Origin of the sequence: Streptomyces sp. NPDC058697 (assembly GCF_042715345.1) — a bacterium.
Classification (GTDB): Bacteria; Actinomycetota; Actinomycetes; order Streptomycetales; family Streptomycetaceae; genus Streptomyces; species Streptomyces liliifuscus.
Map to the genome: position 1 here is coordinate 1 of NZ_JBHXSU010000019.1, position 19,761 is coordinate 19,761.

The following is a 19,761-nucleotide window of genomic DNA, read 5'->3' on the forward strand; positions in this document are numbered from 1 at the left end:
ATTTTTGGCACGCTGTTGAGTTCTCAAGGAACGGACGCTTCCTTTGTACTCACCCTCTCGGGCTTTCCTCCGGGCTTCCCTTCGGTCTTGCGTTTTCGACTCTATCAGACCCTTTCGGGCCGTGATTCCCAGTCGGTGGGATTTGCCTTTTGGCCTCGCGGCCTTTCGACATTCACTACGTTAGCCGATTCCCTCAGCAACTCATAATCGAGTTCCGCAAGCTTGAATTCAGGCATGCAGACACGCCGAATTCGCCCTCGCTCAGAGGAAGTCGTAGGTAGTGGGTTGGCCGCTTCCGACTGCTGACTGAACGCCGTACCCGGTTCAGCGGCTCGGGCTACATTACGGACCCCCCAGGGGAGAGTCAAGTTCGGCGACGACGGGGGGTGTGGGCCCGATAAGGGCTCACCGTCGGGTCGTTGTCGGCCCAGAAGCGCCACGGGTGGACGCCCCCGTCGCCGGACACACCGGTACGTGGACCGTTGCGTACCTGGTCGGAGGGCACCGGAGTGCCTGTGAGAAGGCTCAGGGGTGAACGCTCGGTGGCGCACGCGTCCGTACCGTCGAGAGCCCGGTCGATCCCGAGGGCCGTGGCCAGGCGGGCCGGACCTTTGGCCAGTTCTCTGTCATTTCGGGCCGAAAGTCGACGTTTGCGAGCCAGCTCGGCGCCTTCGGTGATCTCGCCGGCGCGGAGCAGGACCGCGCTCGCCCTGCCCTCCGGGCCGCACACCAGGTTCATGCAGTGCCACATGCCGTAGGTGAAGTAGACGTACACGTACCCGGGCGGACCGAACATCACGCCGTTGCGGGCCGTGGGGCCGCGATAGGCGTGGGAGCCGGGATCGTTCGGACCGTCGTATGCCTCGACCTCCGTGAGGCGGAGTTCGATCGGACCGTCCGGGGTGGTGCGCACGAGCACGCGCCCCAGAAGGTCGGGGGCGACCTCCAGTACGGGTCGGTCGAAGAACTCCCGGGTGAGGGGCGTACGGTCAGGGGCCGCGATCATGGCGTACGAGCGTAGTGCAGAGGTGTGACTGCGTGCGGGGTGGTCAGGGAGCGTGCGTCTTGCCAGGGTGAGTGCGCGGAACCGGACACGGCTGGATCGCGTTTGTATGGATCAAGGATCCGATCCGGACAGAACAACAACGGGGCGTTGCCCGAGGAGGAAAAGACATGGGGTTCAAGCGGCTGCTCGCGAGCCTGGGGGCCGGTGGGGCTTCGGTCGAGACGGTGCTGACCGAGGTCAACGTCGTTCCCGGCGGCGTCGTCCAGGGTGAGGTGCGGATCCAGGGCGGGTCCGTGAACCAGGCGATCGAGGGTCTGTCGGTCGGTCTGCAGGCCCGGGTCGAGGTCGAGGGCCATGACGACCAGGAGTACAAGCAGGACGTCGAGTTCACGAAGCTGCGGCTCGGCGGTGCCTTCGAGCTGCAGGCGGGCGGGGTGCACGCGGTGCCGTTCGGGCTCGAGATCCCGTGGGAGACGCCGATCACGACCATCTCCGGGCAGCCGCTGCGCGGGATGAACGTCGGTGTGACCACGGAGCTGGAGATTGCGCGCGCGGTGGACTCCGGTGACCTGGACCCGATCAGCGTGCACCCGCTGCCGGCGCAGCAGGCGCTCCTGGACGCGTTCATCCAGCTGGGCTTCCGCTTCAAGAACGCCGACCTGGAGCGCGGCCACATCCGCGGTACGCGGCAGAAGCTGCCGTTCTACCAGGAGATCGAGTTCTTCCCGCCGCAGCAGTACCGCGGTCTCAACCAGGTCGAGCTCAGCTTCGTCGCGGACGACCGTGAGATGGACGTCGTACTGGAGATGGACAAGAAGCCGGGTCTCTTCAGTGAGGGCAGCGACACGTTCCGCTCCTTCAAGGTGGGGCTCAACGACTTCCAGGGGACCGACTGGACCGCGTATCTCAACCAGTGGCTGTCGGAGGTCGGTAGCAAGCGGAACTGGTTCTAGGCTCGGGCGAGAGTTTCCAAGGATCAGGAACCGATCAGGAGGTGCCGAGGTGACCGAGCCCAAGAGGCCGCCGCTTCCCCACGACTTCCATCCCGTCGTACCGTCGTTCACGGTCACGAGTGAGGACGTCGAGCCGGGCGCGACGCTGAAGGACGCTCAGGTCTACGCGGCCGGGAACACCTCGCCGCAGCTGGGCTGGGAGGGCTTCCCGCCGGAGACCAAGAGTTTCGCCGTGACTTGCTTCGATCCGGACGCCCCTACGGGGAGCGGCTTCTGGCACTGGGTCGTGTTCGACATTCCGGCCTCGGTGGTGGAATTGCCGACGGGCGCGGGCACGGGGAAGTTCGAGGGACTGCCCGAGGGCGCCGTGCAGGTGCGCAACGACTACGGGTCGAAGGACTTCGGAGGCGCAGCGCCGCCCGCCGGGGACCCGGCGCACCGGTACGTGTTCACGGTGTACGCGGTGGACCAGGAGAAGCTCGGTCCGGACTCGGACGCCTCTCCGGCTGTCGTGGGCTTCAACCTCCGGTTCCACACGCTGGCGCGGACGCAGATCGTCGCCGAATACGCGGCTCCCGCGGACAGCTGAGCGTTCACTGAACGTTTGCCCGCCCCTGGTCATGGAATTGATCAGGGGCGGGCAGTTTTTATTGCGTTGTCCATCTCGGCGTGCCCGGCCAGAGTTGATCCAAGCCCGCCAGGCGGTGGGCCGGTGCGCATGGGAGGTGGGCTTGATGCGGGACACGCTGGTGCTGAATGCGAGCTTTGAGCCGCTGTCGACGGTGACGTTGAATCGAGCCGTCGTTCTGGTGCTGCAGGACAAGGCCGTTGTCGAGCAGGCCCACCCCGAACTGCGTATGCGCGGAGCCGCGCTCGATATACCGGCGCCCCGGGTGATCAGGCTGTGCCGTTATGTACGGGTGCCGTTCCGAAGACAAGCGCCGTGGTCGAGGCGGGGTGTGCTGGTGCGTGACCGGCACAGGTGCGCGTACTGCGGTCGTCGGGCGACGACCGTGGACCACGTCGTGCCTCGGGCGCAGGGTGGTCAGGACTCCTGGCTGAACACGGTTGCCTCGTGCGCGGAGGACAACCATCGCAAGGCCGCGCGTACGCCGGATCAGGCGGGGATGCCGCTGTTGCGGCAGCCGTTCGAGCCGACGCCGGCCGATGCGATGTTGCTTGCGCTGGGGCGCGATGATCTTGAGGCTTTGCCTGAGTGGCTTGCGCAGCCGGCTGCCTGAACGGTCCTCAGAGTGGGGTGGGGTTCAGGTGCTTCGTTGGGCGCGGGTGCGTCGTGGCTGGTCGCGCAGTTCCCCGCGCCCCTGAAAGACAAAAGATTGCGCCGTTCCCCGCGCCCCCGAACAGACCGTTCCCCGCGCCCGCAAGCAGGCTGTTCCGCCCGCCCGCAAGCAGGAGGGGCTCACCTCGTACGAGGTGAGCCCCTCTGTGTCTGTCTGTCAGTCCGTGACGGACGGCTTTTCTCGGCGTTCCGTCGGGGCGTTGCCTCCCTGGCCGCCGCCTCCGCCCATGCCGCCCATCGGGCCGAAGTTGCCCATGGCGCCGCTGAGGCCCTTGAGGGCGTCGCCGATCTCGCTGGGGACGATCCAGAGCTTGTTGGCGTCGCCTTCGGCGATCTTCGGGAGCATCTGGAGGTACTGGTAGGCGAGGAGCTTCTGGTCCGCGTCTCCGGCGTGGATGGACTCGAAGACCGTACGGATGGCCTGGGCCTCGCCCTCTGCGCGCAGTGCGGCGGCCCGGGCCTCACCTTCGGCGCGCAGGATCGCGGACTGCTTCTCGCCCTCGGCGGTGAGGATCTGCGACTGGCGGATACCTTCGGCGGTGAGGATCGCGGCGCGCTTGTCACGGTCGGCGCGCATCTGCTTCTCCATCGAGTCCTGGATGGAGGTGGGCGGCTCGATCGCCTTGAGCTCGACGCGGTTGACGCGGATGCCCCACTTGCCGGTTGCCTCGTCGAGGACTCCGCGCAGGGCCGCGTTGATCTCCTCACGGGAGGTCAGGGTCCGCTCCAGGTCCATGCCACCGATGATGTTGCGGAGCGTGGTGACGGTGAGCTGCTCGATCGCCTGGATGTAGCTGGCGACCTCGTACGTGGCGGCGCGGGCGTCGGTCACCTGGTAGTAGATGACGGTGTCGATGTTCACGACCAGGTTGTCCTGGGTGATCACCGGCTGGGGCGGGAACGGCACGACCTGTTCACGGAGGTCGATGCGGTTGCGGATGGAGTCGATGAACGGGACGACGATGTTGAGGCCGGCGTTGAGCGTGCGCGTGTAGCGGCCGAACCGCTCGACGATGGCCGCGCTGGCCTGTGGGATCACCTGGATGGTCTTGATCAATGCGATGAAGACCAACACCACCAGAATGATCAGGACGATGATGATCGGTTCCATCGTGGTCCCCGTACCCTTCTCCGCCTAGGTGCTTCCGGAAGATCTTGTGATTGTCGAAGATCTTGCTGGACGAGTGTGTCAGACCACAACTCGCCACGTGCGACGTTCCGTTCACTGGACGTCGCGGGAGTCACATGACGATCGCTGTGGCCCCTTCGATCTCCACGACGTCCACTTCCTGGCCTACTTCGTAGGCGCGTCCGGTGTCGAGGGCGCGCGCGGACCAGACCTCTCCGGCGAGCTTGATCCGGCCACCCGAACCGTCGACTCTCTCCAGGACGACGGCCTGTTTGCCCTTCAAGGCGTCGATGCCCGTGGCGAGTTGGGGCCGCTGGGAGCGATGTCGGGCGGCGACGGGGCGTACGACCGCGATGAGCGCGACCGAGACGGCGGCGAAGACCACCACCTGGATGACCACACCGCCTCCGAGCCCTGCGGTCACGGCGCCCGCGACGGCGCCGACGGCGAGCATTCCGAACTCCGGCATCGCGGTCACGACGAGCGGGATTCCGAGCCCGACCGCGGCGATCAGCCACCACACCCATGCGTCGATGTCGTCCACGTGGTCATGGTAGGTCCGCGGGTCCTGTCCCCGACAGGGCGCCGATCAAGTTGGGGCAGGTGTTCCCGGGTTCAGGACATGGGCAGGCCCTGAGCGGTCCAGCGCTCACCGACCTGTTCGACGACGAGCGGGAGGCCGAAGCACAACGACAGGTTGCGCGAGGTGAGTTCGAGCTCCAGGGGGCCCGCGGCCAGCACCTTGCCCTGACGGATCATCAGAACGTGGGTGAAGCCCGGGGCGATCTCCTCGACGTGGTGCGTGACCATGAGCATGGAGGGGGCGATGGGGTCGCGGGCGAGGCGGCCGAGACGGCGTACGAGGTCCTCGCGGCCGCCGAGGTCGAGACCGGCGGCGGGCTCGTCGAGGAGGAGGAGCTCGGGGTCGGTCATCAGCGCGCGGGCGATGAGGGTGCGCTTGCGCTCGCCCTCGGAGAGCGTGCCGAACTTGCGGTCGACGAACTCGGTCATGCCGAGGCGGTCGAGGAAGGCGCGGGCGCGCTGCTCGTCGATGTCCTCGTAGTCCTCGTGCCAGCCGGCCGTCATGCCGTAGGCGGCGGTGAGGACGGTCTGCAGGACGGTCTGGCGCTTGGGGAGCTTCTCCGCCATGGCGATGCCGGCCATGCCGATGCGCGGGCGCAGCTCGAAGACGTCGACCTTGCCGAGGGTCTCGCCGAGGATGGTGGCGGTGCCCTGGCTGGGGTAGAGGTAGCTGGACGCGAGGTTCAGAAGGGTCGTTTTTCCGGCGCCGTTGGGACCGAGGATGACCCAGCGCTCGCCCTCCTTGACCGACCAGGAGACCTGGTCCACCAGAGCCCGGCCCTCTCGGACCACGGATACGTCCTCAAGCTCCAGAACATCGCTCATGAGCGCGCTGTCTCCCATTGCAGTCTCGGCCGTCGCTGACGTCTGTGGACGCAGCCCCCAGGGAAAACCTACGCCACCGGTCGACCCGTCCAATCCATCGGCCGGTCCTTAGGGTGGGAGCCATGCATTCGGAACCACGCTCAGGACGGCTGGCAGCATGGGGAAACGCCCTGTTGGCCGGTTTTGTCTCACCGGACGACGCGGTCGTCGCCATCGTCGGCGAGGACGCGGTGCACCGGGTCGAGGGGCTGCCCGGTGAGACCGCGCCCGTCGGACTCACTCTCGCCCTGGGGCGGCTGCGCGCGCTCGGGGTGACCGGCCTGCGGGTCGCGCTGCCCGCGCCCGGGCATCCGCTCGGGCTGAGCGGGCCGCCCGACTTCAACGCCCGCGCCCTCGATGCGGAGGAGGCGGTGGTCTGCCACGGGTCCGCGCTGGGGCTCGTACCCGAGGTGTACGAGGCCGGTCCCGACGGTGATGTCCACGTCGAGGTGGTCTGGCACTGCCTGCCCGTGCGTGAGGCGCCGCCGGCCGATGTGCCGTCCCTCGGCGAGGCGGAGCGGGAGCTCGCGGAGGCGCTGCGCGATGCCACGGAGATGTTGTCGCGGCTCGATGTCGCCGGGTCGGGTCCGGTCGCCGAGGCGGCGATCGACGCGTACCGGGCTCGGGCCGAGCGGGGTCGTGAGGTGCTCGCCCCCGGGTATCCGCCGCGTGCGGTACGGGTGTTGGAGCTGGCCCAGCGGGTCGGGCTGCTCATCTCCGTCGCCCATGAGAACGGGCACGGTGGGGCTGTGAGCGCGTCCGAGATGGCCGCGCGCTCCGAAGCGCTGCGGCCGGTCGAGCGGACGGCTCGACGGGCTCAGGTGGCGGCGTACAACGCGTTCGTGGAGGAACGGGAGCGGGGGGTTCGGTGAGGGGCGCCCACTGACTCGGAGGGGGAGTGTCGTTGGGCGGCTGCGGGTGCGTCGTGGCTGGTCGCGCAGTTCCCCGCGCCCCTGAAAAGAGGCGGCCCTGCTTTCTGGAGGCGGCCAGCCCCCGCGTACCCGCAGTCGCACATCGGCCGAATGCCGAAACGCGGACCGGCCCCCCAGGTGTGCCTGGAAGGCCGGTGGTCACTGGTGACCCGAGGCGTGGACGTCAGCCGTTGAAGCCGTCGTTGCCGAACGCCGGGTTCAGGATGCCGACAACGTTCACGGTGTTGCCGACCGCGTTCACCGGGACGTGGACCGGGACCTGGACGAGGTTGCCCGAGGCGACACCCGGCGAGCCCACGGCCTTGCCGACGGCGTGCGCACCATCGGTGGCGGAGGCGAAACCGGCACCGGCGGCAACCAGGCCACCGGCCACCATCGTGACGGCTGCGGCCTTCTTCAGGTTCTTCACTTCTTGAGCCCTCTCCTTGTGAACCACTGCGGCAAAGCGCCGCAGCACGCACTGGAGAACGGCGGAGATCCAAGAAGGATGCGCCATCCGGGGGACATTCCCACGACGGTATGAATCTCAGCCCGGAACGGAACCCTCCGTGTTGCCGTCCGTAGCGCTGCCCGGAAAGCCGCCGCCGGGTGGATCAGCAGGTCATCAGCCGGTCACACCATGGCGTACGGCCCACAGCGCGGCCTGCGTACGGTCGGCGAGGTCGAGTTTCATCAGGATGTTCGAGACGTGCGTCTTGACGGTCTTCTCGGAGAGGACGAGCGCGCGGGCGATCTCGCGGTTGGAACGGCCGTCGGCGATCAGGCCGAGCACCTCGCGCTCTCGCTCGGTGAGTGAACTTCCCCTCCCCTGCCCGTAGTTGGTCTCCTCCTGGGACAGCAGCGCGCCGGCCACCTCGGGCTGGAGCAGGATGTGTCCGGCGTGCACCGAGCGGATGGCTCCGGCGAGGGCGTCGGGGTCCACGTCCTTGTAGACGTACCCGGCGGCGCCCGCGCGCAGGGCCGGGATCACCGTGCGCTGCTCGGTGAAGCTGGTGACGATGAGCACGCGCGCGGGGTTGTCGAGTCCGCGGAGCTTGCGCAGGGCCTCCACTCCGTCCATGCCCGGCATCTTGACGTCCATGAGGACGACGTCGGGTTTCAACTCCTCGGCGCGGGCGACCCCTTCGGCGCCGTCGGACGCCTCTCCCACGACCTCGATGTCGTCCTGTACTTCGAGGAAGGTGCGCAGACCCCGGCGGACCACTTGGTGGTCGTCGACGAGCAGCACCTTGATTGCGTCAGCCACCAGGGACCTCCATCTCGATCGTGGTGCCCTTTCCGGGCGCCGATTCCACGGTGAGCGTGCCTCCGACGCCGTTGGTCCGGTCGCGCATGGACACCAGGCCGAGGTGGCGTCCCGCGCGGCGCGTCGCCCTGGGTTCGAATCCGCTGCCGTCGTCGATGACGCGCAGGACGGCGCCAGGCCCGTGCCGCTCCAGGGTGACGTCGACGCGGGCGGCGCCGGAGTGCCGCAGCGCGTTGTGCAGCGCCTCCTGGGCGACGCGCAGCATGGCCTCCTCCTGGGCCGCGGGCAGTGCGCGGACACCGCAGCTGTCGAAGGTCACGCGCGCGGAGTGGGCGCGGTCGAGGACCTGTATCTGGGTGCGCAGCGTGGCGACCAGTCCGTCCTCGTCGAGTGCGGCGGGGCGCAACTCGACGACGGCCGCGCGCAGTTCGTCGGCGGCCTCGGCGGCCAGGGCGGCCACCTGCTGGAGTTCACCCTTGGCGCGGGCCGGGTCGCGGTCGACCAGGGCCGCGGCGGCCTGGGCGGTGAGGCGCAGGGAGAACAGCTTCTGGCTGACGGCGTCGTGCAGTTCGTGGGCGAGGCGGGAGCGCTCCTCGGCGATGGTGAGTTCGCGGCTCCGCTCGTACAGCCGGGCGTTCGTGAGGGCGATCGCGGCGTGCTGGGCGAGGATCGTGAGGAGTTCCTCGTCGTCCTCCGTGAAGCCGCAACCGCCTTCCGGCTTGGGGCAGTTCTTGTTTGCCAGGAACAGGGCGCCCATGACCTCGTCGCCGTCGCGGATGGGCAGGCCCAGGAAGTCGGACATGTCGGGGTGGGCGGAGGGCCAGCCCTCGAAGCGGGGGTCCTCGCGCACGTCGGCGAGGCGCTCGGGGCGGGCCTCGTGCAGCATCGCGGCGAGGATGCCGTGCTGGCGCGGGAGCGGGCCGATGGCCTTCCACTGGGCGTCGCTGACGCCGTCGACGACGAACTGGGCGAAGCCTCCGTGGTCGTCGGGGACCCCCAGTGCCGCGTACTGCGCGTCGAGCAATTCGCGGGCCGAGGCGACGATCGTCTTGAGGACGTCGCGCACCTCCAGGTGTCGGCTCATGGCCAGCAGCGCGGTGCTCACCGCGGACAGGCCCGAGCGGGGTCCTTTGCTCATGACCTCACGGTACCGGCGGGGTGTGACAGTGCGTATCCGACCAGTGGCGGCCTTCCCTGGGCCGCTGGGCCTAGGCCAAAGGGCCCCTGCGCATTGCGGCCCGCGCACGAGGCGGCGGGGACGGTCCGGTTCCTACGTTGGAGGCACTCGCCGGGAGCGGCGGCCATGGGACGAGGGGACGGAAGTCATGCCGGTAGCGATCATCACGGGGGCTTCGAAGGGGCTGGGGCGCGCACTCGCCGAGGCCCTGGCGGAGCGCGGCTGGGATCTGGTGCTCGACGCCAGAACGGCGGGAGTCCTCCAGGAGACGGCCGCCGCCCTCGCCAAGTACGGGACACGGGTGGAGGCGCTGCCCGGGGACGTCACGGACGGTGCTCATCGGGCGGGGCTGGTGGCGGCGGCTCGGGGGCTCGGAGGCGTCGATCTCCTGGTGAACAACGCGAGCACACTGGGCGCCGAACCGCTCGTACGTCTCGACGCGCTGGCCCTGGACGGGCTGCGGCGGGCCCTGGAGGTCAACGTGGTCGCGGCGCTCGGTCTGATCCAGGAGGCGCTGCCGCTGCTGCGGGAGTCCCCCACGGGCGCGGTGATCGATGTCAGCTCGGACGCCGCGGCCGAGGCGTACGAGACCTGGGGCGGCTACGGGGCCTCCAAGGCGGCGCTGGACCACCTGTCGGCGGTGCTCGGGGAGGAGGAGCCCGGGCTGCGGGTCTGGGCGGTCGACCCGGGCGACATGGGGACCGATCTGTACGCGGCGGCCGTGCCGGACGACGAGGATCCGCGGCCCGAGCCGGTCAGTGTCGTACCGGCCTTTCTACGGCTGCTCGAGAAGCGTCCGGCGAGCGGGCGCTATGGGGCCCCGGCGCTGCTGGAGCAGCGATGACGACGGCCCTTCGGGTGCCGGAGGAGCTGTCGGCCCGGGTGCCCGCCGAGCAGCGGGGCCAGGGGCTCGACCGTGACGCGGTGCGGCTGCTCGTCTCGTGCGGTACGGAAGTGTCGCATCACGGGTTCGCGGAGCTGCCGTGTCTGCTGAGAGCCGGGGACCTGCTCATCGTGAACACGTCACCGACGCTGGCGGCCGCGGTGGACGGGCGGATCGGGCACGCGCGCGTGGTGGTGCATTTCTCCACGCGGGGGGACGACGGGCGCTGGGCCGTGGAGGTGCGGGATCCCGACGGGAGCGGCACTACGCGCGCGCGTGCGGGTGGGCCCGCGGGAACAGAGGTGCGTCTCCCCGGGGGCGTACGGCTTGTCGTTGAGGAGCCCCTCACGGGGCGGAGCCGGCGGTTGTGGTGGGGGCGGGTGTCGGAATCGGGCGGACGGGTGCCGGAGCCGGAGGGCCCTGGGCGGGAGGTCCTGAGGCCGGAGGCCGACGTCCTGGGGTTGCTGGGCCGGCACGGGAGGCCCATTCGCTACTCCTATACGGAGCGGGACCAGCCGCTGTCCGCGTACCAGACGGTGTTCGCGCTGCCGACGGCCGACGGGGCGGGCAGTGCGGAGATGCCGAGCGCGGCGCGGCCCTTCACCGCGCGGCTGGTGGCGGCGCTGGTGAGCCGGGGTGTGCAGTTCGCGCCCGTCACGCTGCACACCGGGGTCGCCTCGGCCGAGGCGCATGAGCCGCCGTACCCGGAGCGTTTCGCGGTACCGGAGACCTCGGCGCGGCTGATCAACGCGGCCCGGGCGGGAGACGGCAGGGTCGTCGCCGTGGGGACGACGGCCGTACGGGCGGTGGAGTCGGCGACCGGTGCCGACGGGGTGGTGCGGGCGGCGGAGGGCTGGACCGGTCTCGTGGTGACCCCGGAGCGCGGGGTGCGGGTCGTCGACGGGCTGCTCACCGGGCTGCACGAGCCCGAGGCCTCGCATCTGCTGATGCTGGAGGCCGTCGCGGGGAGGGCCGCCATCGACCGTGGGTACGAGGCGGCGCTGCGGGGCCGCTACCTGTGGCACGAGTTCGGCGACGTGCACCTCATCCTCCCGGAGGAGGCTCCTCACACAGTGCATTGCGCCAGCAACTGCCGGTGAGACGGGACCGGGGTCGATGTGAGCCCGCACATAGGGCGCACATCACGTACGAAGGGAGCTAGGAGACAAAGGGACTCCCGGTGAGCGGGGCAGACGTGTCAGTCTGCCCCGATTTGCCCTTCCTGGCTCCACTACTCAGGTTCGTACGTCACACCTTTGCCACAGGAAATTGCGACCGCTAAGAATGGCCACCGGTCGCTCGGCGGCGCGGGTTCTTACCCACGGCGCTTGTCCCGGAAACACCTTGTCCCCATCGGGCCGAGAGCGACCTCCGCGCTATTCGAAGAGGTCCATCAGCCATGCCCAAGCAGAACAACACTCCTGGTCATAGCCGCGCGCTGACCAAGACCCACAAGCTCTCCATCGCCGGTGTCGCCACGCTCGGCGCTGCGGCCGTCGCGCTCTCGCTCGCGCCGGGGAACACCCAGCAGGCCAGCGCCGACTCGGTCGCCGCCGCTCCGGTCGCCTTCTCCGCGGAACAGCTCAAGCCCGCCACGGCCGGACTCAGCGGACAGCTGGCCGACGCCCAGGCCGCCGCCGCGAAGAAGAAGGCCGCCGACGCCGCGGCCGCCAAGAAGGCCGCGGAGGCCGCCGCGAAGAAGAAGGCCGAGGACGCCCGCAAGGCGAAGGAGGCCGCGAGCCGGTCCGCCAAGCGTGCCGCCGTCAAGGCTGCCGCCGCAAAGACCTACCCGAACAACCTGGACGGCTGGATCCGCGAGTCGCTGGACATCATGAAGAAGCGCGGCATCCCGGGTACGTACGACGGCCTGCACCGCAACATCATCCGGGAGTCCGCGGGCGACCCGAACGCCATCAACAACTGGGACATCAACGCGATCAACGGTGTCCCGTCCATCGGTCTGCTGCAGGTCATCAAGCCGACGTTCGACGCGTACCACGTCGCCGGCACGCCCAAGAGCCAGTACGACCCGGTCGCCAACATCACCGCCGCCGCCAACTACGCTGCCGACCGGTACGGCTCGATCGACAACGTCAACAGCGCGTACTGAGGTTTGCGCGGACCTCTGACGAGTACGCCGAAAAGGGCGGCACCCCCAATGGGGCGCCGCCCTTCGCGTGTCTGCTTGAGCCGTCCTGCTTGAGCGGTCCGGCTCGAACGGTCCGGCTACTTGCGCATGACCTCGGGCTCGTGGCGGCGCAGGAAGCGCGCCACGAGGAAGGCGCAGACGGCGGCGAGCGCGAACAGCGCGGCCATGTCCAGTGCCCAGGTCAGTGCCTCGTGGTCCCAGAGCGGGTCCGAGTCGGTCGTGTTGTGCGGGTTGATCCTGTTGAAGTCGAGCGTGGTACCGGCGGCGCCGACCGCCCAGCGCGACGGCATCAGATACGAGAACTCGTTGACGCCCAGGGCCCCGGCCAGCGGGAACAGACAGCCGGTGAAGACGACCTGGATGATCGCGAACATGACCAGCAGCGGCATGGTCTTCTCGGCGGTCTTCACCAGCGAGGAGATGACCAGGCCGAACATCATCGAGGTGAAGCCCAGCGCCATGATCGGCAGGGAGAGCTCGACCGCGACCGCGCCACCGAGGATCAGGCCCTCGTCGGGGATCGTCCGGCTCATGAAGCCGATCGCGCCGACCAGCGCACCCTGGAGCATGGTGATCACGCCCAGGACGATCACCTTGGACATCAGATACGCCGAGCGCGACAGGCCGGTCGCACGCTCCCGCTCGTAGATGACCCGTTCCTTGATCAGCTCACGGACCGAGTTGGCGGCGCCCGCGAAGCAGGCGCCGACCGCGAGGATCAGCAGCACCGTGGCGGCCGTGCTGTTCGGGATGGGCAGGCCGTTCGGCCCCAGCTGCTTGTTCACCAGCAGCGTCTTGTCGGGCTCGATGAGCAGGCTCACCGCGCCGAGCACCGCGGGCAGGATCACCGTCAGCGCCAGGAAGCCCTTGTCGGAGGCGATCACCGACGTGTAGCGGCGGATCAGGGTCATCAGCTGTGAGCCCCAGCCCTGTGGCTTGGGCGGGCGCATCGCCTGGGCGGACGGCATGTCTACGGACTGCGGAGCCACCGCGTCGATGTCCGCGGCGTACATCTGGTAGTGCTGCGAGCCCTTCCAGCGGCCCGCCCAGTCGTAGTCGCGGTAGTTCTCGAAGGCGGAGAAAACATCGGCCCAAGTGTCGTAGCCGAAGAAGTTCAGGGCCTCCTCGGGCGGACCGAAATAGGCCACCGAGCCGCCGGGCGCCATGACCAGAAGCTTGTCGCAGATGGCCAGCTCGGCCACCGAGTGCGTGACGACGAGGACCGTACGGCCGTCGTCGGCGAGGCCGCGCAGCAGCTGCATGACATCGCGGTCCATGCCCGGGTCGAGGCCGGAGGTCGGCTCGTCCAGGAAGATCAGCGACGGCTTGGTCAGCAGCTCCAGGGCCACCGAGACGCGCTTGCGCTGGCCACCGGAGAGGGAGGTGACCTTCTTCTCCTTGTGGACGTCCAGCTTGAGCTCGCGCAGCACCTCGTCGATACGGGCGTCGCGCTCCTGCGTCGTGGTGTCCGCGGGGAAGCGCAGTTTGGCCGCGTACTTGAGGGCCTTCTTGACGGTCAGTTCCTTGTGCAGGATGTCGTCCTGCGGGACCAGACCGATGCGCTGCCGCAGCTCGGCGAACTGCTTGTAGAGGTTCCGGTTGTCGTAGAGGACGTCACCCTCGTTGGCGGGGCGGTAGCCCGTGAGCGCCTTCAGGAGCGTCGACTTGCCGGAGCCCGACGGGCCGATGACCGCGACGAGCGACTTCTCCGGGACGCCGAAGGAGACGTCCTTGAGGATCTGCTTGCCGCCGTCGACCGTCACCGTCAGATGGCGGGCCGAGAACGAGACCTCACCGGTGTCGACGAACTCTTCCAGCCGGTCGCCGACCAGGCGGAACGTCGAGTGGCCGACGCCGACGATGTCGTTCGGTCCGAGCAGCGCGGAGCCGCCCTTGGCGATCGGCATACCGTTGACGTACGTGCCGTTGTGCGAGCCGAGGTCGCGGATCTCGTAGCGGCCGTCCGGCGTCGCGTGGAACTCCGCGTGGTGACGCGAGACCTGCAGGTCGGAGACGACCAGCTCGTTCTCCAGGGCACGGCCGATGCGCATCACACGGCCGAGCGAGAACTGGTGGAACGTGGTGGGGCTGCGGTCGCCGTAGACCGGCGGCGCCCCCGCGCCCCCACCGGATCCTTGCTGCGGCGGAATGTGCGCGCCCTGCTGCGGCTGCTGCCGGCCCTGCTCCGGCGCGTGCTGCTGCGCCTGCGGAGCCTGTTGCGCCCAGCCGGCCGCGGGCGCGCCCTGCGCGGCGTACGGCTGCTGCTGGGGCTGTGCCTGCGGTGCGGCGGCGGCCGCGGCGCCCCCCAGGCTCAGCCGCGGGCCGTCGGTCGCGTTGCCGAGGTGCACGGCCGAGCCGGGGCCGATCTCCATCTGATGGATCCGCTGCCCCTGCACGAATGTGCCGTTGGTGCTGCCGTGGTCCTCGATGACCCAACTGCGGCCGCCCCAGCTGATCGTGGCGTGACGCCAGGAGACCCTGGCGTCGTCGAGCACGATGTCCCCCTGCGGATCACGTCCGAGGGTGTATGGCCTGGACGCATCGAGCGTCCAGGTCCGTCCATTCAATTCCAGTACGAGTTCCGGCACTCCATGCCCCACTGAGTTGTCCCCCGAAGTTCCCCCATCACAGGGAGTCTAGGGATGTCGAACATCGTGGGGAACTATTTCAGTAGGACCCCTCTGACCGAAAGTCGGGCCTTGTGAAGACCGCGTACGGGCGGCTTGTCCGTTTCCGTTGACTGGGTTGAAACCGGCCCGGAGAGTGGTAATCCCACGCGAGGGGGACACCGCGGTGGAACCATCGCGGCGCGGAGTCGGGGGGCTGACGATGAGCGACGGAACCGTGGGACACGGCAGGCGTGTGCCGTGGGGTGATGTGGTGCTGGCCTCGATCGCCGCCGTGAGCTGGGCCTTGATCGGCATGGCCGGCGTGGCGGCGCTGGGGCTGCATCTGCTCGGCGCGGACGCGTCCGGCTCGCTCGGGACGATGACCGCGGCGGTCGTGGCGCTCGGGGCGGGTGGGTCGGTGACACCGTCCGGCGACGTGTCGGCCTTCGGACTTGAGGGCGCGCAGGCCGACACCGCCCTCCAGATCACGCCACTGGGCGTGAGTCTGACGGGTGCGCTGCTGCTGTCCTGGTTCTTCTTACGGTCACTGCGCGGGGCCGGGGTGGTCATCGAGCCGGCCGAACTCTTCGCGCGCGCGGGCGCCGTGGCGGCGCTCTTCGTGGCGATGCTCGGCGGTCTGGCCTGGGCGGGGCACGACGTCATCACCATCGACGGCGGTTCGCTCGGGCTCGATTCGCTGCCGGGCGGCGGGCTGCCCGACGAGGTGGACGTGCCCGGGCTCGGTGACATCGGCGGACTGCTGCCCGACCGGCTCGGGGATCTCGCGGACGCGAACGCCAAGGTGGGCTTCACGGTCGAGACCGTGCCGACGCTGCTGGGCGGCCTGGGCTGGGTGCTCGGCGTCCTGGCGATCGCGCTGCTCGCCTCGCGCCGGACTCCGCTGCCGCGCGGCCTGACCGCGGTGCACCGTCTGGTGCGTCCTGCCGCGTCCGCGCTGGTCACGGTGTTGCTGGTGGCGGTCCTCGCCGGGCTCTCGGCGGCCGCGTACGCGGCGATCGGGGACGACAATCCGAAGCGGATCGCCGGCGCCGCGCTGGTCGGGGCGCCCAACGGGGTGTGGCTGGGCATCCCGATCGGGCTCTTCGTGCCGTGGGACGGAAGCGCGTCGGGACCGCTCGTCCAGTTCCTGCCCGACCCCCTCGACAAGTTGCTGAGCGCTTCCGACGACCAGTCCGTCTCACTGGGGCGGCTGGCCGAACTGGACAGCCGGGTCTGGCTGTTGGGGGTCGCGGCAGCACTGATGATGCTCTACGCGGGCGTACTGACCGCGGTGCGTACTCCGTACGTACGGGAGCGGGGTGTCCTCGGTTTCGCGGGGCGCTGCGCGCTGCGGCTGGGGATCGTGACCGCGCTCGCGATGCCCCTGCTCGCCTGGCTGACGGACGTGTCGGTGGACGCCTCGATGGCTGTGCTGGGCATCGACGCGTTCGACGCGGGGATAGAGCTGCACGGGCATCTGGGCATGGCGCTGCTGCTCGGGGCGCTGTGGGGCGCGGGCGCGGGGACCGTGGGGGCGCTGCTCGCGTGCGCCACCGGGGCCGCGGGGCGGCGCGCGGCACCGCTGGCACTGGGTGACGTGGGCGCCGGCAACGTAGGCGGCGGTGACTTGGGCGCCCCGGGCGCCCCGGCCTCCGCTCCGCCGTTCGCGGAGGTCGGCGGGGAGAGCGGGCCCTACAACCCCGGTAGCCCGTACCGGCCGGCGAACCCCGACACGAACCCGTATCTACGGCTGCCCGACGAGCTGCGGGAGCCCGGGCCCGGGCGGCGGCCCGGCGTTCCGCCGCCCGGGCCCCAGTCCCCCGGCAACCGGAACCGGTCCTCGGGGCCGCCGCCTTCCGGGCCCCGGCCCCCTGGCGCGCAGTCCCCTGGCCGACGGTCACCCGGGGCCCAGCCCCCCGGCGGGCAACCTCCCGGGGGGCGGGATCCGGACGGACGGGATGCGGGCGGACGAGATCCGGGCGGGCAGGGTCCGGGCGGGTGGCCACCAGGTGCGCGGCCGCCGGGTGCCCGGCCGCCGAACGACGTGTACGGCGCTCCCACGGTGGCCGGGCCGTTCACACCGCCGCCGGCGCCGGGGCAGCGGCGCCGGCCCCGGTCGTCGCAGGACGGGCCGCCGCCTCCCCCGCCCGACGAGCCGCCGCCTCCGTCCGGGAAACCGCCAGGACGGCGCTGACCGGCGGTCCGGACGAGGCTGACCGGCGGCTCGGACGGCGCTGATCCGGGCCGTGGCGTGCGGGCGCCACGGCTCGTGAAGACCGGGGACACCTCGGCGACACCTACTGTTCCCTGTCCGTCAGGCGGACCTCGGGCGCGTGCGGCACAGAGTGCCGGATACGGTGGAAACACCATGAGCGCATCACAAACCGCTGAAGTCCCCACTCTCCTCGTCAAGATCTTCGGCAAGGACCGGCCCGGAATCACCGCCGGGCTCTTCGACACCCTCGCCGCCTACTCGGTCGACGTGGTCGACATCGAGCAGGTCGTCACCCGTGGCCGGATTGTGCTGTGCGCGCTCGTGACGCATCCGCCGGCCGGCCTGGAGGGCGACCTGCGCGCCACGGTGCACAGCTGGGCGGACTCGATGAGCCTGCAGGCCGAGATCATCTCCGGCCTCGGCGACAACCGGCCGCGCGGGCACGGCAGGTCGTTGGTGACCGTGCTCGGACACCCGCTCACCGCGGAGTCCGCGGCCGCGATCGCCGCCCGGATCACGGGTACCGGCGGCAACATCGACCGTATCTTCCGGCTGGCCAAGTACCCCGTGACGGCGGTCGAGTTCGCCGTGTCCGGTACGGAGCCGGAGGAGCTGCGGACCGCGCTGGTGACCGAGGCGGCGGCCCTGGGCGTCGACATCGCGGTGGTCGCGGCGGGGCTGCACCGGCGGGCGCAGCGCCTGGTGGTCATGGACGTGGACTCCACGCTCATCCAGGACGAGGTCATCGAGCTCTTCGCCGCGCACGCCGGCTGCGAGGACGAGGTCGCCGAGGTGACGGCGGCCGCGATGCGCGGGGAGCTGGACTTCGAGCAGTCGCTGCACGCGCGCGTGGCCCTGCTCAAGGGGCTCGACGCCTCCGTGGTGGACAAGGTGCGCAGCGAGGTACGGCTCACGCCGGGGGCGCGCACACTGATCCGTACGCTGAAGCGGCTCGGCTTCCAAGTCGGTGTCGTCTCGGGCGGGTTCACGCAGGTCACGGACGACCTCAAGGAGCGTCTTGGGCTGGACTTCGCCCAGGCCAACACCCTGGAGATCGTCGACGGGAAGCTGACGGGCAAGGTCACCGGCGAGATCGTGGACCGGGCGGGCAAGGCGCGGCTGCTGCGCCGGTTCGCCGCGGAGGCGGGGGTGCCGCTCGCCCAGACCGTGGCGATCGGCGACGGCGCCAACGACCTGGACATGCTCAACGCGGCCGGTCTCGGGGTCGCCTTCAACGCCAAGCCGGTGGTGCGCCAGGCCGCGCACACCGCGGTGAACTTCCCCTTCCTGGACACGGTCCTGTACCTGCTGGGCGTGACACGGGAAGAGGTCGAGGCGGCGGACATGCACGTGGACTGAGTTCGCGCGTCAGGGCAGCTGGTTCAGGCCGCTTCCGGTGGTTCCGGCTGCTTCCGGCGAGCTGAGCGCGCCCACGACGTGGACGGGGCCCGGCACCGTGATGGTGCCGGGCCCCGTCCACGTGAGACATGAGACGCGAGAGGTGTTACTGGAACGGCCGGGTCTACTCCGACGGCGCCCAGTAGTCGAGCAGCGTGGCCACACCCGGCTCCAGGGCCTTCCAGGAACCGGTGAAGGAGAGCACGGCGAAGGCGGCCGCGGGGAAGCCCAGGCGGCCCATCCGCTCCTGCGCGTCGCCCTCTGACTGGCCGGCCAGAATGTCGGCGAGACCCTGCACGCCGGGGTTGTGGCCGATCAGGAGTGCGTTCTGCACATCGTCGGGGGTTTCGTTGAGGACGGCGATCAGCTCGCCGGGGGAGACCTCGTAGAGCCGCTCCTCATAGACCGTTTTCGGCCGATGGGGGAGCTCGTGGACGGCGAGTTTCCATGTCTCGCGGGTCCGGGTCGCGGTGGAGCAGAGGGCCAGATCGAAGGGGATGCCGGTGTCGGCCAGCCTGCGTCCGGCGACGGCGGCGTCCTTGCGGCCCCGCTCAGCGAGCGGCCGCTCATGATCGGAGACCTCGGGCCAGTCGGCTTTCGCATGCCGGAAAAGGACAATCCTGCGGGGTTCTGCGACGCTCATGGTTCCCAGCTTCGCACGAAACACGCCATGGGGCGCAGGGAGTTGACTCGCTGCCCCGGCGTGGTGTGCCGGGAGCTCAGGAGCCCTGGTGCAGCACGATCTGCTGGACCTGCTCGAAGAGCCGGCCGACCGCCGGGTCGCCGCCTGCCGCGTGGGCGTCGGCGGGGTTCAGTATCAGCAGGAGCAGTGCGGCGAAGGCGAGCGCGGGGAGGACGAGGGCCCACCAGGGGAGCCGGGTCTCGACGCCACGCCTGGTCGCCGGGTGGGGCGGGATGTGCGTTGGGGCCGACATGCCGCCTCCGTGGGGCTTCGAGTGGTCCGTGGTCCGCGTCCTCGCGGTCACATCTCGAAGTTACGGACTCCGGAGCCCTCAACCCATCCGGAGATCCACCCACTTGACCCTGACACTCACCCCCTAGGGGATGGTGGGGCTAGCCCCACCATCGCGTCGCGGAGGCTTCACGCAGGCGGGCCCGTGGCGGGCTTCCGACGGGTCAGGGCGAGGCGATCGACGCGATGACGCCGATGATCACGAAGATGAGGAGGAACGCGCCGAAGACGAGCAGCATCTTCTTCTGGCCGTTCTGGGGATTCGGGTCGAGCACGGGCATGGCACCAGTTTCGCACCCCTCGGCCGCCCGCTCACGGGTGGGGTCCGGTCACGGGCGTCGGCGC

The 19,761-nt window shown here is 69.9% G+C and carries 20 protein-coding genes; 9 read left to right on the top strand and 11 right to left on the bottom strand.

All coding sequences use genetic code 11. From position 1 onward, the window contains the following. Positions 1 to 364 precede the first annotated feature (364 nt). Positions 365 to 1,006: a DNA-3-methyladenine glycosylase gene (locus tag ACFWXQ_RS33595; RefSeq protein ID WP_383957113.1), complete on the bottom strand. Its 642-nt coding sequence runs from the start codon at positions 1,004 to 1,006 to the stop codon at positions 365 to 367. 167 nt (positions 1,007 to 1,173) lie between these two features. On the opposite strand from ACFWXQ_RS33595, the gene ACFWXQ_RS33600 reads away from it, so the two are divergent. From ACFWXQ_RS33600 to ACFWXQ_RS33610, 3 genes are all read left to right on the top strand, one after another. Continuing rightward, complete coding sequence (locus ACFWXQ_RS33600) at positions 1,174 to 1,959, top strand: sporulation protein (protein ID WP_055615426.1); 786 nt, start codon at positions 1,174 to 1,176, stop codon at positions 1,957 to 1,959. Positions 1,960 to 2,008: 49 nt separating this feature from the next. Beyond that, positions 2,009 to 2,548: a YbhB/YbcL family Raf kinase inhibitor-like protein gene (locus ACFWXQ_RS33605; RefSeq protein WP_383957109.1), complete on the top strand. Its 540-nt coding sequence runs from the start codon at positions 2,009 to 2,011 to the stop codon at positions 2,546 to 2,548. A 145-nt stretch (positions 2,549 to 2,693) separates the two neighbouring features. Continuing rightward, the gene (locus tag ACFWXQ_RS33610) at positions 2,694 to 3,200 is read left to right on the top strand and encodes an HNH endonuclease (protein ID WP_055615424.1); all 507 of its coding nucleotides are present in this window, start codon (positions 2,694 to 2,696) and stop codon (positions 3,198 to 3,200) included. Between the two features lie 216 nt (positions 3,201 to 3,416). Here ACFWXQ_RS33610 and ACFWXQ_RS33615 read toward each other — a convergent pair whose 3' ends face one another. The 3 genes from ACFWXQ_RS33615 to ACFWXQ_RS33625 all read right to left on the bottom strand — a co-directional run bounded on the left by ACFWXQ_RS33615 (position 3,417) and on the right by ACFWXQ_RS33625 (position 5,795). After that, positions 3,417 to 4,370 (bottom strand): SPFH domain-containing protein, encoded by a 954-nt coding sequence (locus ACFWXQ_RS33615; RefSeq protein WP_383952559.1) that lies wholly within the window; start codon positions 4,368 to 4,370, stop codon positions 3,417 to 3,419. A gap of 130 nt (positions 4,371 to 4,500) precedes the next feature. Further along, complete coding sequence (locus tag ACFWXQ_RS33620) at positions 4,501 to 4,932, bottom strand: NfeD family protein (RefSeq protein WP_383952561.1); 432 nt, start codon at positions 4,930 to 4,932, stop codon at positions 4,501 to 4,503. A 71-nt stretch (positions 4,933 to 5,003) separates the two neighbouring features. After that, positions 5,004 to 5,795, bottom strand: a complete 792-nt coding sequence (locus tag ACFWXQ_RS33625; protein ID WP_383952563.1) for an ABC transporter ATP-binding protein — start codon at positions 5,793 to 5,795, stop codon at positions 5,004 to 5,006. A gap of 122 nt (positions 5,796 to 5,917) precedes the next feature. On the opposite strand from ACFWXQ_RS33625, the gene ACFWXQ_RS33630 reads away from it, so the two are divergent. Next, positions 5,918 to 6,706 carry a hypothetical protein gene (locus tag ACFWXQ_RS33630; protein ID WP_383952565.1) on the top strand — a complete coding sequence of 263 codons (789 nt, stop codon included), beginning with the start codon at positions 5,918 to 5,920 and terminating at the stop codon, positions 6,704 to 6,706. A gap of 223 nt (positions 6,707 to 6,929) precedes the next feature. On the opposite strand, the gene chpE is transcribed toward ACFWXQ_RS33630, so the two are convergent. From chpE to ACFWXQ_RS33645, 3 genes are all read right to left on the bottom strand, one after another. Beyond that, positions 6,930 to 7,175 (bottom strand): chaplin ChpE, encoded by a 246-nt coding sequence (gene chpE, locus ACFWXQ_RS33635; protein WP_200399161.1) that lies wholly within the window; start codon positions 7,173 to 7,175, stop codon positions 6,930 to 6,932. Positions 7,176 to 7,370: 195 nt separating this feature from the next. Further along, positions 7,371 to 8,012, bottom strand: a complete 642-nt coding sequence (locus ACFWXQ_RS33640) for a response regulator transcription factor (RefSeq protein ID WP_359851799.1) — start codon at positions 8,010 to 8,012, stop codon at positions 7,371 to 7,373. Beyond that, positions 8,005 to 9,150: a GAF domain-containing sensor histidine kinase gene (locus ACFWXQ_RS33645; RefSeq protein ID WP_383952568.1), complete on the bottom strand. Its 1,146-nt coding sequence runs from the start codon at positions 9,148 to 9,150 to the stop codon at positions 8,005 to 8,007. Before ACFWXQ_RS33645 ends, ACFWXQ_RS33640 begins: the two co-directional genes overlap by 8 nt. A 187-nt stretch (positions 9,151 to 9,337) precedes the next feature. Here ACFWXQ_RS33645 and ACFWXQ_RS33650 point away from each other — a divergent pair, with 187 nt between their 5' ends. The 3 genes from ACFWXQ_RS33650 to ACFWXQ_RS33660 all read left to right on the top strand — a co-directional run bounded on the left by ACFWXQ_RS33650 (position 9,338) and on the right by ACFWXQ_RS33660 (position 12,182). Further along, positions 9,338 to 10,033, top strand: a complete 696-nt coding sequence (locus tag ACFWXQ_RS33650; RefSeq protein ID WP_383952570.1) for an SDR family NAD(P)-dependent oxidoreductase — start codon at positions 9,338 to 9,340, stop codon at positions 10,031 to 10,033. After that, positions 10,030 to 11,172: an S-adenosylmethionine:tRNA ribosyltransferase-isomerase gene (locus tag ACFWXQ_RS33655; protein ID WP_383952572.1), complete on the top strand. Its 1,143-nt coding sequence runs from the start codon at positions 10,030 to 10,032 to the stop codon at positions 11,170 to 11,172. The genes ACFWXQ_RS33650 and ACFWXQ_RS33655 overlap by 4 nt, the downstream gene beginning before the upstream one ends. Before the next feature lie 299 nt (positions 11,173 to 11,471). Continuing rightward, positions 11,472 to 12,182 (top strand): transglycosylase SLT domain-containing protein, encoded by a 711-nt coding sequence (locus ACFWXQ_RS33660; RefSeq protein WP_383952574.1) that lies wholly within the window; start codon positions 11,472 to 11,474, stop codon positions 12,180 to 12,182. A gap of 116 nt (positions 12,183 to 12,298) precedes the next feature. Here ACFWXQ_RS33660 and ACFWXQ_RS33665 read toward each other — a convergent pair whose 3' ends face one another. After that, positions 12,299 to 14,809 carry an FHA domain-containing protein gene (locus ACFWXQ_RS33665; RefSeq protein ID WP_383952576.1) on the bottom strand — a complete coding sequence of 837 codons (2,511 nt, stop codon included), beginning with the start codon at positions 14,807 to 14,809 and terminating at the stop codon, positions 12,299 to 12,301. A 241-nt stretch (positions 14,810 to 15,050) separates the two neighbouring features. Here ACFWXQ_RS33665 and ACFWXQ_RS33670 point away from each other — a divergent pair, with 241 nt between their 5' ends. Both ACFWXQ_RS33670 and serB read left to right on the top strand, forming a co-directional pair. Beyond that, positions 15,051 to 17,024: a streptophobe family protein gene (locus ACFWXQ_RS33670; RefSeq protein WP_383952578.1), complete on the top strand. Its 1,974-nt coding sequence runs from the start codon at positions 15,051 to 15,053 to the stop codon at positions 17,022 to 17,024. 174 nt (positions 17,025 to 17,198) lie between these two features. Beyond that, positions 17,199 to 18,404 (top strand): phosphoserine phosphatase SerB, encoded by a 1,206-nt coding sequence (gene serB, locus ACFWXQ_RS33675; protein WP_383952580.1) that lies wholly within the window; start codon positions 17,199 to 17,201, stop codon positions 18,402 to 18,404. Positions 18,405 to 18,567: 163 nt separating this feature from the next. Here the strand turns inward: serB and ACFWXQ_RS33680 are convergent, their stop codons facing one another. The 3 genes from ACFWXQ_RS33680 to ACFWXQ_RS33690 form a co-directional block, all read right to left on the bottom strand. Beyond that, on the bottom strand, positions 18,568 to 19,086 hold the full coding sequence (locus ACFWXQ_RS33680; RefSeq protein WP_359726119.1) for a histidine phosphatase family protein: 519 nt from the start codon (positions 19,084 to 19,086) through the stop codon (positions 18,568 to 18,570). Between the two features lie 76 nt (positions 19,087 to 19,162). Beyond that, positions 19,163 to 19,378: a hypothetical protein gene (locus ACFWXQ_RS33685; RefSeq protein WP_200399152.1), complete on the bottom strand. Its 216-nt coding sequence runs from the start codon at positions 19,376 to 19,378 to the stop codon at positions 19,163 to 19,165. Positions 19,379 to 19,580: 202 nt separating this feature from the next. Next, positions 19,581 to 19,697, bottom strand: coding sequence for an SGM_5486 family transporter-associated protein (locus ACFWXQ_RS33690; RefSeq protein ID WP_107102519.1), 117 nt, complete (start codon positions 19,695 to 19,697; stop codon positions 19,581 to 19,583). Positions 19,698 to 19,761 lie beyond the last annotated feature (64 nt).

Coding starts and splice junctions, on each gene's coding strand:
- ACFWXQ_RS33610 (WP_055615424.1), top strand. CDS start 2,694: ATGCGGGACACGCTGGTGCTGAATGCGAGCTTTGAGCCGCTGTCGACG.
- ACFWXQ_RS33625 (WP_383952563.1), bottom strand. CDS start 5,795: ATGAGCGATGTTCTGGAGCTTGAGGACGTATCCGTGGTCCGAGAGGGC.
- ACFWXQ_RS33630 (WP_383952565.1), top strand. CDS start 5,918: ATGCATTCGGAACCACGCTCAGGACGGCTGGCAGCATGGGGAAACGCC.
- ACFWXQ_RS33685 (WP_200399152.1), bottom strand. CDS start 19,378: ATGTCGGCCCCAACGCACATCCCGCCCCACCCGGCGACCAGGCGTGGC.
- ACFWXQ_RS33655 (WP_383952572.1), top strand. CDS start 10,030: ATGACGACGGCCCTTCGGGTGCCGGAGGAGCTGTCGGCCCGGGTGCCC.
- ACFWXQ_RS33680 (WP_359726119.1), bottom strand. CDS start 19,086: ATGAGCGTCGCAGAACCCCGCAGGATTGTCCTTTTCCGGCATGCGAAA.
- ACFWXQ_RS33670 (WP_383952578.1), top strand. CDS start 15,051: ATGAGCGACGGAACCGTGGGACACGGCAGGCGTGTGCCGTGGGGTGAT.
- serB (WP_383952580.1), top strand. CDS start 17,199: ATGAGCGCATCACAAACCGCTGAAGTCCCCACTCTCCTCGTCAAGATC.
- ACFWXQ_RS33650 (WP_383952570.1), top strand. CDS start 9,338: ATGCCGGTAGCGATCATCACGGGGGCTTCGAAGGGGCTGGGGCGCGCA.
- ACFWXQ_RS33600 (WP_055615426.1), top strand. CDS start 1,174: ATGGGGTTCAAGCGGCTGCTCGCGAGCCTGGGGGCCGGTGGGGCTTCG.
- ACFWXQ_RS33615 (WP_383952559.1), bottom strand. CDS start 4,370: ATGGAACCGATCATCATCGTCCTGATCATTCTGGTGGTGTTGGTCTTC.
- ACFWXQ_RS33645 (WP_383952568.1), bottom strand. CDS start 9,150: ATGAGCAAAGGACCCCGCTCGGGCCTGTCCGCGGTGAGCACCGCGCTG.
- ACFWXQ_RS33660 (WP_383952574.1), top strand. CDS start 11,472: ATGCCCAAGCAGAACAACACTCCTGGTCATAGCCGCGCGCTGACCAAG.
- ACFWXQ_RS33690 (WP_107102519.1), bottom strand. CDS start 19,697: ATGCCCGTGCTCGACCCGAATCCCCAGAACGGCCAGAAGAAGATGCTG.
- ACFWXQ_RS33595 (WP_383957113.1), bottom strand. CDS start 1,006: ATGATCGCGGCCCCTGACCGTACGCCCCTCACCCGGGAGTTCTTCGAC.